Genomic DNA, 17,159 nt, shown 5'->3' with positions numbered 1-17,159 from the left:
ATCAGCGGCGGACCACCCGCACGGTCAGCACCTCGTGGTCGGCCTTGAGGGCGTTGGTGCGCAGGAAGGCGACCTTCACCTTCTTGACCCCGGTCTGCTTGAACGGCAGCAGCCGGAAGGTGGCGACGCCCTTCTTGTTCAGCCGGGCGACGTAGGGACGGTGCCCGGCGCGGACCCGAACCTTGCCGGCCGCCGGGGCGCCCGCGGCACGTACCTTGACCCGGACCTGGACCCGGCCCTGGCGCACCTTGACCTTCTTCGGGTGCAGCTTCGCAGTCAGCTTCGAGTCGAGCCGGTTGCCCTTGAACCGCACCGGCACCAGGACCTGGGTCTTGGTCTGGACGCCGGTCACCTTGACCTGCTGGACCCCGCACTTCACGCCGCCGGGGACCCGGACCGTCACGGTCGCGGTGCCGGCCTCGTCGTCGGTGGCGCCGGCCGCGACGGTGTTGTCGACCTTGGCGCGGCCGAGCTTGGTCTTGCCGAGGGTGACGTCGACGCGCTTGTCCTGCACGTCGCCGGGGCCGGTGAAGGCCAGCGAGGAGACCTTGAACGACAGGCTGTCGCCGGCCCGGTATGCCTTCGGGGCGCCCGTGGGCAGGGTGACGCCCACCGCACGCTGCTTGTAGCTGACCGGCAGCCCGTTGCCGCCGCCCTTGGCGGCCATGAAGCCCACCATGCCCTCGAGGTCGGTCTGGCCAGTGTCCCGGCGGCCGGTGCCGTCCTTGAACGCCGCGAAGTTGTCGCCGCCCGAGGCGAGGAAGGAGTTCACCGTGACGGAGTACGACGTGGCGTCCTCGACCTGCTTCTTCTTCAGCCACATGCCGGTGACCTTCTTGGTCGTCGGGTCGTAGGTGTAGGTGAAGCCCTGCGAGACGCCGAGCCGCAGGAACGGCCGCGACGCGCCGGCGGGCTGCCACTGCTGCTCGAGGACCGCTCGGAGCTGGGCGCCGGTCAGCCTCATGTTGACCAGCGTGTTCGCGAACGGCTGCACGTTGGCGGCCTGCTTGTAGGTCAGCACGGCCGGATAGCCGCCGGCGTTGTTGCCGAGCATGTCCGCCCGCAGCCCGCCCGGGTTCATGAAGGCGATCTGGGCGGAGCCGGTCGTGGCCGAGCGGGTCGCCCAGCGCTGGGCCTCGGCGACCAGGTTGCCGAGGGTGGACTCGCCGCCACGGTTCTCCTCGGCACCGGTGCCGGACACGACCGGCCGCGACGCGCGGTAGAAGGCCCCGCCGAGCTTGCCCAGCGGCGCCGCGCCCTTGACCTCCGCGGCCGCGACGGCCGCGTCGACGATCGCCTTGGTCGCCGGGTCGGCCGGCACGGTCTCCGGGATCGGCGTGTAGGTGTCGCCGCTCTTGGTCGTCAGCGGCACCAGGCTGTGGGCCGTGGTCACCGCGCCGTCCGTGCCGATCGTCAGCTTCAGCTTGTTGAGGTTGTAGCCGTACTGGCCGGCCGACACGACGGGCCGGGTGCCACCGCCCGGCTTGGCCAGGTCGCAGTCGTAGGCGAGGTGGGTGTGGCCCGAGACGATCGCGTTGACGTCGGCGCTGACACCGGTGACGATCTTGCCGAAGTCGGACGCCGGGTCGCCGGCCATCGTGGCGCAGTCGGTGCTGGGCGCGCCCTCGTGCACCAGCAGCACGATCGCGTCGGCGCCGGCCGACTTCAGGGCCGCCGCCTCGGCGTTGACGGCCTGCACGATCGGCGTCACCTGGAGGCCCTGGATGCCGGCCGGCGAGACCAGCTCGGGAAGGTGCTCGGTCACGGCGCCGATGAAACCGACCTTGACGTCATCGGTCGTCTCGGGTGTGCCGTTGCTGAGCTCGGCGGTCCACGACGCCTTGATCGCGTCGGCCCCGTTGGGTTCGACGAGGTTGGCGCCGACGTACTTCCATTGGGCGCCGCCCTCGGGGTTCGCGGTCGCGTCGTACGGCTTCATCACGCGGTCGACGAGGTCGGCGTACCCCTTGTCGAACTCGTGGTTGCCGACCGCGGACACGTCGAGCCTCGCCTCGTTGAGGGCGTCGATCGTGGGCTTGTCGTGGGCGATGAACGACTCGAAGGTCGAGGCGCCGATGAGGTCACCGGCGGCCGCGAACACGGTGTTGGGCCCGGTCGTCGCATCGGCCTTGGCGTTCTTGACGTAGGTGGCGATCGCGGCCGCGCCGGCCTCGGCTCCGTTGGCCTTGATCCGGCCGTGGAAGTCGTTGGTCGCGAGGATCGTCACGTCGACCGGGCTGGCGGGTGCGGCACCCGCCGGCGCCGCGACGAGGGCGAGCCCGGCGGAGACCAGGCCCATGGACGACACGGCGACGAGGGCGCGAACGCCCCTGCCGGTCCGAGGGGAAGGGAGCAACTGACTGACCTTTCCGAGAGAGCCGAGATCCGAGACGGACCAGCACCCTAACCCGGTCGACCGACGGTTCCCGGTAACGTACGTCGGCCCGTCCCTGCCGGAGCACGGACGGGCCGACGTACGTCGCAGCCTGCTTTCGGGCCTACTTCTTCTTGACGACCTTCACGACCACCGAGCCGGAGCTCGGCTTCAGCAGGTCGCTGCCCTGGTAGCTGACCTTGACCTTCTTCTTGCCGGTATCGGTGAACTTCGCCAGCTTCAGCGTGGCCTTGCCCTTGCGCAGGGTCACCGTCTTCGTGCCCTGGCCCGGGACCTTCACCTTCACCTTGCCGGTCGCCACCACACCCGACTGTCCGGTCACGGTGATGGTCAGCTTGGCCTTGGTCTTCTTGACCTTGACCTTCGCCGGCTTCGCCTTCACCTTCGTCGACGACTTCGCCTTCGCGACCGTCACCGCGAACGTGTCGGAGCCCGAGGCGACGCGGGCGTCACCGGAGTACGCCGCGGTGAGCGTGTGCGCGCCGGGCAGGAGCGCCCCGGCCGACAGCCCGATGGTGGCGACCCCGCCGGCGACCGGTGCGCTGCCCAGGCTCTTGGGCCCGTCCAGGATGGTCACCGTTCCGCCGCCGCCACCGCTGACGTTGACGGTGACCGTCGCCGCCTTGCCGTACGTCATCGACACGTCGCCCGCGGTCACGGTCGACGGCACCGGCTGCGGGTCCGGACCCGGCGTGACCGATGCGACGGTGATCGGCACCCGGACCTCGGTACCGGTGTTGTTGCCGACCACGGTGAGCGTCGTGGCGCCGGCCGCGATCCCGGACGGGATCACGACGTCCACGTGAGCGGTGCCCGCGTCGTCGTTGCTGTTCGCGCTGTTGTCGGGAGACGAGCTGACCGAGGTGGTCACCTCCGCCGACCCGATCACGGCGTCGCCCAGCCTGACGGCGACCTGGGTGTCCCTCTGGTCCCCGGGGTCGGTCATCGACAACGACTTCAGGTCGAACACCACGTGCGCACCCGGCGCGTACGCCGCCGGCGCGTCGGCCGGGAACGTCACGTCGACCGCCCGCTGGGCGTAGTCGACGCCGACGCCGGCTCCGACACCCTCGGCCGCCATGTAGTCGACCATGGCCTGCAGGTCGGTCATGCCCGTGTCCTGCTTGCCCGTCCCGTTGGCCAGCTCGTGGAAGTTGTCGCCACCAGCCGCCAGGAACGAGTTCACGGTCACCGAGTACGTCGCCGCCGGGTCGATCGGCACGCCGTCGAGCCACATCCCGGTCACCCGGCCCAGCTTCTGACCGGCGTTGTCCGGGTCGTCCCGCTGGGTGTAGGTGTAGGTGAACCCGACGGAGACGCCGAGCCGCAGGAACGTGCGGCCGGTCGGCACCGCACCCGAGGCGTTGCGCTGCCACTGCTGCTCCAGCACCTTCGCGATCTGCGCGCCGGTGAGATCCATGTTCACCAGCGTGTTCGCGAACGGCTGGACGTTGGCCGCCTCGCGGTAGGTGACCTTGCGGTCAGCACCGTCGACCGTGCCCGCCATGTCCGTGCGCAGGCCACCGGGGTTCATGAAGGCGATGTCGGCCGCGCCGACGGTCTCCGCCGGCGTCGCCCACCGCTGCACCTCGGCCACGAGGTTGCCCAGCGTGGACTCGCCACCCCGGTTCTCGCCGCCGGCAGCGAACTTCGCCCGGGCGAACGGCGCCCGGATGTTGCCGAGCACCTGCTTGCCCGGCTCCACGGCGGCCTGGACCGCCGTGGCCACGATGTCCGCCGTCGCCGCGTCCGCCGCGTAGTTGGTGCACGCGGTCGAGTTGGTGCAGCTCTTCAGCTTCAGGACCTTCTGGTCCTTGGCCTGCACGGTGCCCGTCACCGGGTCGACCGTGAACACCAGCTGGTTGAGGTTCGCGCCGTACTGACCGGCCGAGACCACCGGGCGCTCCTTGACCGGTCGGTCGGCCCAGCCGTCGACCGCGAAGGAGCAGTTGTACTCCAGGTGGGTGTGGCCCGAGACGATCGCGTCCACGTCGTCGCTGACGCCGGTGACGATGTGGCCCCACGGCTTGGCCGGGTCGGTCATCGACGCGCAGTTGGTGGACGGCGAGCCCTCGTGGACCAGCATGACCACCAGGTCGACGTCCGCGTCGTCCTTCAGTTCCTCGGCCGCCTCGTTGACCGAGTCGACGAGGTCGGCGACCTCGAGGTCGGCGATGCCGGCCGGGCTGACCAGCGAGGACAGGTCCTCGGTGACCGCGCCGACGAAGCCGACGTCCACACCGTTCATCGTCTTGACCCAGGTCGCCGGGACGGCCGGGTCACCGGTCGCCTTCATCTTCAGGTTGGCGGCGATGTACTGCCACTCGGCGCCGCCCTCGGGGTTGTCGGTCTCGTCGTACTCGGCCATGACCCGGTTGAGCAGGTCGTCGTAGCCCTTGTCCAGCTCGTGGTTGCCCACCGCCGAGACCTCGAGGCCGGCCGAGTTGAGCGCGTCGATCGTCGGCTTGTCGTTCTGGATGAACGACTCGAACGTCGAGGCGCCGATCAGGTCTCCGGCCGCCGCGAAGACGGTGTTCGGGTTGGCCGCCCGCAGCTGCTTGACCGCTCCGGCCAGCACCGCCGCACCGGCGGCCGCGCTGCCCGAGTCGTTCTGGATCCGACCGTGGAAGTCATTGGTCGCCAGGATCTGGATCCGCTCCAGGCCGTCCTCGACCTCGACCTCGACCGGGATCTCGGTGTGGGTCGCGGGTCCGACGAGCGTCAGCGTGACCGTGCCGTTGGGCACGTCCTGCGGCAGCTCGACGTCGACCGTGGCGGTGCCGTAGTCGTCGTACGGCTGGGCGCCGATGGCGTTGTCGACCGTGGCGGAGCCGATCTCCTCACCGTCGAGCAGCACCTTGAGCTCCGCGTCGGTCTTGTCGCCGGCCGCCGACATCGCCCACGAGGCGACATCGAAGGTCACCGAGTCCCCCGGGGCGTAGGTCGCCGGGGCGGAGTTCGGGAAGGTCACCTCGACGGCCCGCTGGCTGTAGTCGACCGGCAGCGCGTGCGCGGCGTCGGGGTACTGCTTCATGTACTCGACCATCGCCTCGAGGTCGACCTTGCCGGTGTCGACCTTCTGGGTCCCGTTCGCGAGCTCCCAGAAGTTGTCGCCGCCACCACCGAGGAAGGAGTTGACGGTCACCGAGTACGTCGCCGCGGGGTCGATCGGCTCACCGTCGAGCCACATGCCGGTGACCTCACCCTGGAACGTGTTCACGGGTGCGGAGTTGGGCACGCTGACCGTCTCCGGGGTCTCCACGTAGGTGTAGGTGAAGCCCTTCGAGACACCCAGGCGCAGGAACGGCCGCGACGGGACGCCACCCTGGGCGTTGCGCTGCCACTGCTGCTCGAGCACCGTCTTCAGCTGCGCACCGGTCAGCTTCATGTTGACCAGCGTGTTCGCGAAGGGCTGGACGTTGGCCGCCCCTCGGTAGGTCAGCTTCCGCAGGCCGGCGTCCGCGTCACCCGGCATGTCGGTCCGCAGACCACCGGGGTTCATGAACGCGATGTCGGTCTCGATGCCGGCCTCGTCGGTGGCCCAGCGCTGGACCTCCGCGACCTGGTTGTTCAGCGTCGACTCGCCGCCCCGGTTCTCGGTGGCGGTGCCGCTCGGGTTGTACGACGCCCGGCGGTACTCGCCGTCCATCCAGCCCAGCGGCTCGGCGCCCTTGGTCGCGGCGTAGTCGACCGCGTCGTCGACGATCCCCTGCACCGTGGCGTTCGACGGGTAGCCGACGCCGGCCGTGGCGATCACGTCCTGGCCGATCGAGACCAGGTCGCCGGTCGCGTCGTCGTACTTGAACACGAGCCGGTTGAGGTTGGTGCCGTACTGGCCGGCCGAGACGACCGGACGGCGCTTGACGGTCCGCGAGGAGTCGTCGACCCACTCCTGCACCGGGAACCGGCAGTTGTAGGCCAGGTGCGTGTGGCCCGACATGATCGCGTCCACGTCGGCCGAGGTGTTCTGGACGATGTTGCCCCAGGTGGTCGCCTCGTCGGTGAAGCTGTCCGAGTTGCACACCGTCGACGGCGAGCCCTCGTGGACGAGTAGCACGACCAGGTCCACGGGGTCCGGACCGGACTTGAGGGCGGCCGCCGCGTCGTTGGTCGCGTCGACCACGTCGGTGACGGTGATTCCCTCGATGCCGGCCGGGTTCACCAGCGCCGGCAGGTCCTCGGTGACCGCGCCGACGAAGCCGATCCTCTTGCCGTTCGGCATCGTCTTGGTCCAGGTCTCGGCGAGCTCGTCGGCCGCCTCGATGAACTCGGGGTCGTACTCGAGGTTCGCCGCGATGTACTCCCAGTCGGCCTTGCTCCGGATCCGGTCGGCGAGGTCGGTGTAGCCGCGGTCGAACTCGTGGTTGCCCGCCGCGGAGACCTCGAGGCCCATGGCGTTGAGGGCCTCGATGGTCGGCTCGTCGTCCTGGATGAAGGACTCGAACGTCGAGGCACCGACGAGGTCGCCGGCCGCGACGAAGACCGAGTTCGGGTTGTCGTCCTTCAGCTCCTTGACCGCCGTGGCGAACGGCGCCGCGCCGGCCGCGTTGCCGGCGTCGGGGAGCAGCCGACCGTGGAAGTCGTTGGTGCCGATCACCTGGACCTCCTCGTAGGAGGTCGGCGTGAAGTCCGGGACGTCGACCCCCACGATCTCGGGGTTGTGGTCCGAGGTGCCGAAGGGGAGGTTCGGCTGCCAGAAGTCGGTGACGTTGTAGTTGTAGCGGCTGTACATGAAGGAGGCCGCCTCGTTGGCGTTGATCTCCCAGATGTCCGCGCCGGTCACCATGTCGATCGCGGCCGCATTGCCGAGGACGTGGTCGAGAGAGCCCGACAGGCCGTTGTAGGAGTAGGACTCCTCGCCCGCCTGGTCGGACTCGATCAGCTCGTACCCGGCGGACGGAGCGGTGAGGATCGCGATCGGCTCCTCCATGCTGTAGGAGTTGAAGTCACCGGCCAGGAAGACCGCCTCGATCTCCCGCTCCTCGGCGAAGTCCTCGGCGAACTGCAGCAGGCGGGTCGCCTGGCGCTTGCGGTCGCCGTTGAAGGCGCCGACGCCCGTGATGGTGTCGTTGGCGTTGTCGCCGGTCGCCGGCGGGGTCGGGGACTGGTTGTCGCCCTTGGACTTGAAGTGGTTGACGATCACCGCGAATGCGTCGCCGTCGGGAGCGCCCGCGGCCTTGAATGCCTGGGCGAGCGGCTCGCGGGCGTTCGCGAACTGGTCGGTGCCGAAGAGGATCCGCGACTGGCCGACGGTCTCGACGGTGTCGCGCTTGTAGATGAACGCGCCGCGGATCACGTCCTGCTCGGCGACCGCGGCTGCGGTCATCGCCTCACCCGGGCTCTTCACGTAGGCCCAGGTGTTCTGGTCGTCCGCGGCGTTCAGCAGGTCGACCAGGTGGGCGAGCGCCTCGTCGCGGTTCGACTCTCCGGGGAGCTTGATGGAGTTCTCCATCTCCTCCAGCCCGATGATGTCGGCGTCCATGGTGATCAGCGTGTTGACCAGCTTGGCCTCCTGGCGCGCGAGGCTCGCGTCGGTCGCCGCGCCGCGGGGTCCACGGCCGTCGTTGGGGTTGGAGGCGGTGTAGGTCTCACCGGGGTGCTTGACACCGCACTGGTCGTTGCCGATCCGGTTGCTCGCCCGGTCGGTGTAGTAGGTGCAGTGGGTGACGATCGGCGGGTTCTCGTGCTGGCCGGCGGCGACGTAGGCCTCACCGGTGGTGTCGAAGTAGTTGAGCACGTTGAAGGTGGCGATCTTGAGGTCGCCGTCGGTCCCCAGGACGTCCTGGGGCGCGGCGTTGGGGGTGCGGGTGTCCTCGAAGGTCACGAAGTCCGCGCCGTTGGTGGTGACCTGCGAGGTCGGCTGGAACTTCCACAGGTCGTTGCGCCACTCGAAGATCACCGGCACCTCGAACGTGACCTTGGCGCCGACCCGGACCGGGTTCGGCTGGCCGTCGGCACCGGTCAGGTAGGGCACGGGAAGCCCCTTGTTGGCCTGGCTCTGCAGGTAGTTGAACGAGGCTCCGTCGTCCAGGGTGACCGCACGAGCGGCGTTCTCGGCCCTGATCGCGGCGACGCCCGCGGTGTCGCTGGGCTTGACGTGCTCGGTCGGCTGCTTCAGCGGTCCGGCGATGTCGGGGTCGCCGCCCGCGCCCTCGATCGTCGCGGCGAGGCCGACCTCGGCGTACTGGTTGGTGCTGTAGGCGTTGCTGACGACGAAGTCGCCGGTGGGGGCGAGCAGCATGCCCTCGAGTGCCTCGCGCTCCGCGTCGGTGGCCGGGTAGCCGGTCTCGAAGCCGGTGACCGGGTCCAGCGCGGTGCCGAGCTCGGTGACGCCGCCGACCGCCGGGGTGATCTGGGTGGAGTTGTAGAACTCCGAGACGGCGCCGATGACCTCGACCGAGTCGCCGATCTCGATGCCGGCGGGAATGCGGCTCATGTCGGGGTTGCCGTAGACGAAGATCGCGTCCGACGCACCGGGGGTGGCGTCGGTGGTGCCGCCCGTGCCCTCGGTCTGGACGTACATGCCGTTGTAGCCGCCGGTGCGGTACATCGCGGTGACGACACCGCGCACGGCCACCGTCTGGCCGGCGCCGTTGCCGGTGGCGGGGGCGAACTCCGAGCGCTCGCCGGTGCCCTGCACCTCGGCGATCGTCCGGAGCTCGGGCGTCTCGCTGACGGTGATCGTGAAGGTCTGGGAGTCAGAGGCCGGGGTGGGGCTCGCCGAGTCCGTCACCGTGACCGTGACCTCCGAGGTGCCGGTCTCGGTCGGGGTGCCCGAGATCGTGGCTCCGCCCAGCGACAGTCCCGCGGGCAGGCCACTGGCCTCCCAGGCGTAGGGAGGGGTACCGCCCGTAGCGGCGAGTGCGATCGGCGCGATCGCGGTGCCCACGAAGGCCGACTTGTTACCCGGCGTCGTCACGGCGAGTGCGGCAGCGACCGTCGACGTGGTCGGGGACGGCGTGGTCGCGGCCGCGAAGTCGGCGGAGTTCGAGTCGGTGTCGGCGCCCGGGGAGGTGCGCGAGATCGAAGTCGCGTTCGCCGTGGCCGGGGCGCTGTTGCGGGTTGCGGGCGCGACCGGGACGCCTTCGTAGCTGGTCGTGGACGTGCCCCAGCCGACGAAGTCGATGACGGAGGGGTTGGAGATCGTTCCCGTGCCGGGGTCGAGCGGGGCGGTGCCGTCCGCGAGGAAGATCTGGCCGCCGGTGCCCGACAGGTTCAGCGCGGTACCGGTGGTCTGCGCGTCCGGCGTCACCGGAAGAGGCTTGTCGGTCACGGTCGTGCCGGGCGCCGCCTGCACCAGGAAGTATCCACCCGCCTGGATCGTCTTCGTCGGCAGAGCGAACACGTTCGACGACCCGGGCGCACCGGAGCCGGCGGCGGCGCGGTACTGCAGACTCAGCCCGCCGACGGAGATCGCGTTCGCGGTCGGGTTGTAGAGCTCGATGAAGTCGTTCGTGTAGACCGCGCCGGTGTTGCCACCGCCGCCGTAGACCTCGTTGATGACCAAGCCGGTGCCGGCCGGATTGGCGGAGGCAGGTGCGGCGGGGAGGACGAGCAGACCACTGGCGACGACGGCCAGGGCTGCGCCCCAGGCGAATCGCTTTCCGGAAGCAAACATGTAAGGCGTTCTCCGAACGGTTGACGGTGGACAGCAACAGCGAGCGGCGCCATCGAACCGCGAACGTCGGGAAGCTTCGCTGGCCGCACCGGGAAGCTCAGGAGAACTCTCGGCGACGACGCAGCGGTGGGGGAAGCCCTCCGGCGCGGACCATGGTGGTGAAGGGACCCTAGCCTCGAAACGGACGTCTCGCACCTGTATCTGCTGAACAATTCGTTACAGGCCGGCCGCGACGGCGCGCCGCCGAGGACGTCTACCGGGATCCGGGTAGACGTCCGGACAGGTCCGATCCGGACCCGTCAGCGCTCGTCGGTGGGGCTCAGGAGCGCAGCGAGGCCCGCTGCCGCCACACGCCGCGGTAGAACTCCCAGCCCGACCAGAGTGTGAGGGCGACCGCGATCGCCAGGCACGCCTGCGCGAGGTAGAAGACGACCTCGCCGGGCACCTCGAGCCCGCTCGGGAGGTCCGGGTCGCGCAGCGGCAGGCAGAGCGTCGCGAGTGCGACCGCCTGGAAGGTGGTCTTGATCTTGCCGAGGTCGGCCGCGGCGATCACGACCTTCTTCAGGATCGAGAGCCGCAGCAGGGTGACGCTCCACTCGCGCAGCAGCACGACGATCGTCACCCACCACCAGATGTCGCCGACGATCGACAGGCCGATGAAGGCCATGCCGGTGATCGCCTTGTCGGCGATGGGGTCGGCGATCTTGCCGAAGTTGGTGACCAGGTCGTGCTTGCGGGCCAGGTCGCCGTCGATCTTGTCGGTGATCATGGCGACCGCGAAGATCACGAACGCCACGAAGCGCCAGGTGATCGACTCACCGCCGTCGACGAGCAGCGCCCAGGCGAAGAACGGGACCATGACGATCCGCAGGGTCGTCAGCACGTTGGGGACGTTCCAGTTGCTGGGCTGGGTGCGCACGGCCTCGTCCATCACACCACCCGAGCGTAGAGGTCGGCGCCTTCGGATTCGACCACGACCGCGCGGACCAGGTCGCCCACCTGCGCGTCGCCGTCGAGGAGGTACGTCGAGCCGTCGACCTCCGGCCCCTGGTGGGCGGCGCGGCCCTCGGTGGTCTCGTCGTCGATGCGCTCGACGAGCACCTCCACGGTCTCGCCGACCCGCTCGGCCGCCCGCTGGCTGGTGAGCTCCTCGACCAGGGCCGTCACGTGCTCGGCGCGGCCGCGGATCTCGTCGTCGTCCAGCTTCGCGTCGTACGTCGCCGCTTCGGTGCCGTCCTCGTCGGAGTAGCCGAACACCCCGGTGACGTCGAGGCGGGCCGCGACGAGGAAGTCGCACAGCGTCTGCAGGTCGTCCTCGGTCTCGCCCGGGAAGCCGACGATCACGTTGCTCCGCACGCCGGCGTCGGGCGCGAGCCCGCGAATCTGCTCCAGTAGCGACAGGAAGCTCTCGGGGTCGCCGAAGCGGCGCATCCGGCGCAACACGCCGGCGCTGGCGTGCTGGAAGGAGAGGTCGAAGTACGGCGCGACGCCGGGCGTGGTCGCGATCGCCTCGATCAGCCCCGGCCGGGTCTCGGCGGGCTGCAGGTAGGAGACCCGGACCCGGTCGACGCCCTCGACCGCGGCCAGCTCGGGCAGCAGCGTCTCGAGCAGCCGCAGGTCGCCGAGGTCCTTGCCGTACGACGTCGAGTTCTCACTCACCAGGAACAGCTCGCGGACGCCGTTGCCGCCCAGCCAGCGGGCCTCCTGGAGCACGTCGGAGGGGCGGCGGCTCACGAAGGAGCCGCGGAAGGACGGGATCGCGCAGAACGAGCAGCGCCGGTCGCAGCCGCTCGCGAGCTTGAGCGAGGCGGTCGGGCCGGAGTCGAGGCGGCGGCGCAGGCTGGCGGGCCCCGAGGCGTGGCCGGGCACCGGAGCGGTCGACAGCGCGCGCTCGACCGGCGTGATCGGGAGCAGCGTGCGGCGATCCTGCGGGGTGTGCGCCTCGTGGGACTCCCCCGCCATGATCGACCGGAGCCGGGCCGCGATGTCGGGGTAGTCGTCGAAGCCGAGCACGGCGTCGGCCTCGGGCAGTGAGTCGGCGAGCTCCTTGCCGTAGCGCTCGGCCATGCAGCCGACCGCCACCACGGCCTGGGGACGGCCGCTGGCCTTGAGATCGGCGGCCTCGAGCAGCGTGTCGACCGAGTCCTTCTTCGCCGACTCGACGAAGCCGCAGGTGTTGACGACCACGGTGTCGGCGGCGGCGGGGTCGTCGACCAGGCGGAAGCCGCCCGCCTCGAGGCGCCCCGCCAGTTCCTCGGAGTCGACCTCGTTGCGGGCACACCCGAGGGTGACCATCGCGACGGAGAGGAGATCGGACGGGCTGCTGGTTTCGGTCGTCATGTCCCTCCGAGTATCCCAACCGACGGGTGGCGCGTCGAAATGCCGAGTCGGCGCCAGATTGCACGGTGTTGTGAAAATCTGGCGCCGCCTCGGCGTCCGGTTCAGTCGTCGGCGGCGAAGGTGTTCTGGGCGGGCTGGCCCTCGGAGCCGACCGCGCCGCGCTCCTTGCCGGCGACCGTCACCTGGAGACCGCCGTCGGAGGCCTGCACGCGCACCGGCGGCGCCGCCTTCACGGTCTTCTTCTCGCCGAAGGCGAGATCGCCGCTGAAGACCTGCTCGCCCGCGCCGTCGAGCACGACGACGTGCGTGCCGCCGGTGGCCGCGTCGAGGACGACCGGCACCGGTGCGCCGAGCTTGGTGCGCGGGGCCGGCGAGCCGTTGAGCACCGGCTTGTCGCCGATCTCGACCGGGCTGTCCATGACCAGCCGCGCGATCGACCAGGCCAGCACGAGCGCCATCACGGCGGCGATCAGCACCGACCAGTTGGGGCCGCCGCGCATGCTGCGGATCGGGCCGTCCGCGCCCGTCGCGAGCTCGGCCTCGAAGACGCGCCGGGCGTCGATCGGCGCGTCGGCGTACCGCTCGTCGTACGCCGTGAGCAGCGGTGTCGCGTCGACGCCCAGGACCCGCGCGAGCGTGCGCAGGTGGCCGCGGGCGTAGAAGTCGCCGCCGCAGGGCGCGAAGTCGTCGACCTCGATGGACTCGATGACGTGCGGGCGGATCCGGGTGCGCTCGGCGAGCTGGTCGACGGTGAGGTGGAGCCGGGTGCGAGCCGCCGCCAGCACCGGGCCGACCACCGGATCGACGACCGGCGCGACGTCGCCGGCGTCGATGACGAGCGCGTCCGGATCGCGGCACAGCTCGCCCATCTCGGGCAGCGCGGCCGCGATCGTGTCGTCGGTCTCGGCCGGCTCGGCCGCCAGGGCGGCGGCGCCGTCGAAGCGCACCTCGGCCCGGCTGCCGCCGACCGGGTCACGCAGCGGCAGCGGCGTCGCGCTCGCGGCCACCAGCGGGACGGTCGGCTCGGGACCGGCCGGAAGGTCTTCGTGCTCGGCCGCGTCGTGCTCGGCCGCGTCCTGTTCGGCCTCGTCGTGGCCGGTCGGCCGCTCGCGGCGCAGTCGCAGCCGGTCGGCGAGGAAGTCGATGCCCCGGGCCACGGTCGGCCGGGGGTCGTGCAGCACGGGGTGGAGCGGCTCCTCCGGCCGGTCGGCCTCGTCGACCCACTCCCCCTCGTCGTACGGGTCGTACTCGGGCTCGTCGAGGTCGTCCTCGGTCCACTCGTCCTCGACCGGAGCGTCGGCGACGTCGGTGACCTCGACGACCCGGTCGGGATCGTCGGCGAGCCGCTCCAGCGCCAGCGTCAGGTCGTCGCCGCCCCCGGCCACCCAGGTCGAGAGCGACAGGGGTACGGCGTACTCGCGGTCGTCGTCGAACGCGACCACGACCAGGCGCCCGTCGCGCAGCGCCCCGCGGCGGGGCCGGTGCTCCAGGCACTCGACCGAGTCCCACCGGAAGCCGAGCCAGCGGCGGCCCCTGCGGAGTCGGACACCTTGCTCGTCGACGACCATGAGCGGGGTGCGGGCGTCGACGAGCGCGGACAGGTACACCGCCGCGACGGCACCCATCGCGAGGGCGAGCACCCAGTCGAGCAGCGCGCCGTCGCCGAGGGCTCGGGTCAGGTAGGCGAGGGCGACGACCGCCGCCACCACGCCGATGCCGCCCGAGAGCGCGCCGTTGCGGCGCACCTCGACCGGGGCCGGCGCGGTGGCGGCCGGCTCGTCGTAGGTCTGGTCGAAGTCGGCCGTGCTGAGGTTGCTCACATCTCCCCCTGGAGGGTCGCGATCACACCATCGATCTCGTCGGGCTTGACGAGCACGTCACGCGCCTTCGAGCCCTCGCTGGGCCCCACCACGCCACGGCTCTCGAGGATGTCCATCAGCCGGCCCGCCTTGGCGAAGCCGACCCGGAGCTTGCGCTGCAGCATCGACGTGGAGCCGAACTGCGTGGAGACCACCAGCTCGACCGCCTGGATCACCAGGTCGAGGTCGTCGCCGATGTCGTCGTCGAGCTCGCGCTTGGAGGCCGCGGGCGCGGTGACGTCCTCGCGGTACGCCGGCTCCAGCTGCCCCTTGCAGTACTTCACCACCTGGGCGATCTCGGCCTCGGTCACCCAGGACCCCTGGATGCGCGCGGGCTTCGAGGCGCCCATCGGCAGGAAAAGCCCGTCACCCTGGCCGACCAGCTTCTCCGCGCCGGGCTGGTCGAGGATGACCCTGCTGTCGGCAAGGCTGGAGGTGGCGAAGGCGAGCCGCGAGGGCACGTTCGCCTTGATCAGGCCGGTGACGACGTCGACGCTCGGTCGCTGCGTCGCCAGCACCAGGTGGATGCCGGCGGCGCGGGCCAGCTGGGTGATCCGGACGACGGCGTCCTCGACGTCGCGCGGCGCGACCATCATCAGGTCGGCGAGCTCGTCGACGATCACCAGCAGGTAGGGGTACGGCTCGAGCTTGCGCTCGCTGCCCGCGGGCAGGTCGACCTTGCCGGCGCGCACCGCCTTGTTGAAGTCGTCGATGTGGCGGAACCCGAAGTTGGCCAGGTCGTCGTAGCGCAGGTCCATCTCGCGCACCACCCAGGCCAGCGCCTCGGCGGCCTTCTTGGGGTTGGTGATGATCGGCGTGATCAGGTGCGGGACGCCCTCGTAGGCGTTCAGCTCGACCCGCTTGGGGTCGACCATGATCATCCGGACCTCGTCGGGCGTCGCGCGCATCAGCACCGAGGTGATCATCGAGTTGATGAACGACGACTTGCCCGAGCCGGTGGCGCCGGCGACCAGCAGGTGCGGCATCTTGGCCAGGTTGGCGACCACGAAGCCGCCCTCCACGTCCTTGCCGAGGCCGGCCACCATCGGGTGATGGTCGGAGCGCGCGGTGGTGGAGCGCAGCACGTCGCCGAGGGAGACGACCTCCTTGTCGACGTTCGGGATCTCGATGCCGACCGCCGACTTGCCGGGGATCGGGCTGAGGATCCGGACGTCGGCCGAGGCGACGGCGTACGCGATGTTCTTCTGGATGTTGGTGATCTTCTCGACCTTGACGCCGGGGCCGAGCTCGACCTCGTAGCGCGTGACCGTCGGGCCCCGGGTGTAGCCGGTGACCTGGGCGTCGATGGAGAACTCCTCCAGCACCTGGGTGAGCCGCTCGACCACGGCGTCGCTGGCCTTCGAGCGCGGCTTGTGCGGCGAGCCCGCCTTGAGGACGTCGCTGCCCGGCAGCGTGTAGACGATGTCGCCGGACAGCGCGAGCTGCTCGGCCCGCACCGGCAGCGGGACGTGCGGCGGCGGCTCGAGCTCGACCTTCTCGGAGCCGACGTCGGGGAAGGCCGGGCCGTTGGCGACGGTGGCGACGTCGGCCGGGTCCGGCTCCGGGTCGGCCGCCGGGTCGGCGAACGGGTCGGACGCGAAGATGTCGAGGCCGTCCTCGGTGGTCTCGAGGCGCTTCTTGCGCTTGCGAAGCTCTCGGTCCTGCAGCACCGGGCTGTCGTACGCCGGGTCGCCGAGGTCGGGATCGATCTCGTCGTCGTCGACCTTCGACCGGCGGCTGCGGCGGGTCGGGGCGGACTCGCCCGCGTCCTCGTCCTCGTGGGTGCGGCCGAGCAGGCGGTCGCGCGTCTCGGCGAGCCGGTGCGGCACCTGGTAGAGCGGCGTCGCGGTGACGATCAGGACGCCGAAGAAGGCGAGCAGCGCGAGCAGCGGCACCACGACGTACACCGAGCGCAGCAGGTCGAGCAGCAGGCTCGCGACGACGTACCCCACGGCACCGCCGGCGGTCCGCAGGTCGCTGGTGTCGCCGAGATCGGGCTGCGGGTTGCCCTCGGCGATCTGGACGATGCCGAGGACGCCGAAGGCGAGCGCGGTCCAGCCGACGACCTGGCGGCCGGCGGGTCCGGTGTGCTCGGGGTCGCGCATGGTGCGCCAGCCGACGAAGACCAGCGCGAGCGGGACCAGGAACCCGACCTTGCCGACGGACCCCTGCACCACGGTGCGGACCCCGTCGAGGACCGAGCCCGGCAGCTGCCACCAGACCGCGGCGGCCACGACGACCGCGCCGCCAAGCAGGAACAGCCCGACGCCGTCGCGGCGGTGCTCGGGCTCGAGGTCCCGGGCGGTGTGGCCGATGCTGCGGGCGACCGCGCCGACGCCGTGGGCGATCGCCAGCCACAGCGCCGCGACGCCGCGGAAGATCATCGTGAAGAACCGGGAGATCGGCCCCGGACCGGTGCGGACCGCGCGAGGCGCGGGGCGCCGCGACGCCGGACGCTTCTTGCTCGAGCTCTTCGACCGGGACTTCGAGGCAGGCTTGCGCCCCGAACCGGTCGAACGGCTGCTGGTGGTCCGGCTGGTGCCGGTACTCCGGGATCGGGAGGTCGAGGACGTGCTCTTGCTCCGCGACCCCGGCGGGGAAGACGTACGGGTCGCCATGGTTACCACCCTACGCAGCAGCCACTCCCGTCACACGCACCACAGGAGTGCGTGTCTTGGCTCGGTCGTCTCGTCAAGAAGCGGATCGGGTGTCGGTTCCGTGGGGGTGATCGGCGTGGGAGCCCGGGGGTTCCATCAAGGGATGAGGGTGAACCGGCGCTTCCCTCGCCGAGCTCATCCAGGGAACCGCGGCGCCACCAAGGGATGAAGGCGAACCGACGCCGTCGCGCAGCACCCCATCGGGGGAGGCGCAACTTCGCCCACATCCCTTGATGAAACGACAGGCAGCTGCCCGGCTCACCGATACCTCGACACGCACCGTCACGCCC

The 17,159-nt window shown here is 70.7% G+C and carries 6 protein-coding genes; all 6 read right to left on the bottom strand.

Going from position 1 to position 17,159, the window contains the following annotated elements; genetic code table 11:
• Position 1 precedes the first annotated feature (1 nt).
• The 6 genes from FHU40_RS20280 to FHU40_RS20255 all read right to left on the bottom strand — a co-directional run bounded on the left by FHU40_RS20280 (position 2) and on the right by FHU40_RS20255 (position 16,830).
• A complete protein-coding gene (locus FHU40_RS20280; RefSeq protein WP_246391351.1) occupies positions 2 to 2,299 on the bottom strand; it encodes a bifunctional metallophosphatase/5'-nucleotidase in 2,298 nt (765 codons plus the stop codon).
• 199 nt (positions 2,300 to 2,498) lie between these two features.
• On the bottom strand, positions 2,499 to 10,013 hold the full coding sequence (locus FHU40_RS20275; protein ID WP_183594168.1) for an ExeM/NucH family extracellular endonuclease: 7,515 nt from the start codon (positions 10,011 to 10,013) through the stop codon (positions 2,499 to 2,501).
• Between the two features lie 319 nt (positions 10,014 to 10,332).
• Positions 10,333 to 10,944: a CDP-diacylglycerol--glycerol-3-phosphate 3-phosphatidyltransferase gene (pgsA, locus tag FHU40_RS20270; protein WP_183594167.1), complete on the bottom strand. Its 612-nt coding sequence runs from the start codon at positions 10,942 to 10,944 to the stop codon at positions 10,333 to 10,335.
• The gene (rimO, locus tag FHU40_RS20265; protein WP_183594166.1) at positions 10,944 to 12,353 is read right to left on the bottom strand and encodes a 30S ribosomal protein S12 methylthiotransferase RimO; all 1,410 of its coding nucleotides are present in this window, start codon (positions 12,351 to 12,353) and stop codon (positions 10,944 to 10,946) included. Before rimO ends, pgsA begins: the two co-directional genes overlap by 1 nt.
• 101 nt (positions 12,354 to 12,454) lie before the next feature.
• Positions 12,455 to 14,173: a helix-turn-helix domain-containing protein gene (locus FHU40_RS29700; protein WP_183594165.1), complete on the bottom strand. Its 1,719-nt coding sequence runs from the start codon at positions 14,171 to 14,173 to the stop codon at positions 12,455 to 12,457.
• On the bottom strand, positions 14,170 to 16,830 hold the full coding sequence (locus FHU40_RS20255; RefSeq protein WP_183594164.1) for an FtsK/SpoIIIE family DNA translocase: 2,661 nt from the start codon (positions 16,828 to 16,830) through the stop codon (positions 14,170 to 14,172). Before FHU40_RS20255 ends, FHU40_RS29700 begins: the two co-directional genes overlap by 4 nt.
• Positions 16,831 to 17,159 lie beyond the last annotated feature (329 nt).

It is taken from the genome of Nocardioides soli (assembly GCF_014191495.1).
Taxonomy (GTDB): domain Bacteria; phylum Actinomycetota; class Actinomycetes; order Propionibacteriales; family Nocardioidaceae; genus Nocardioides; species Nocardioides soli.
The sequence above is the reverse complement of the archived record's forward strand: the minus strand, read 5'-3'. Positions and strand labels throughout refer to the sequence as shown.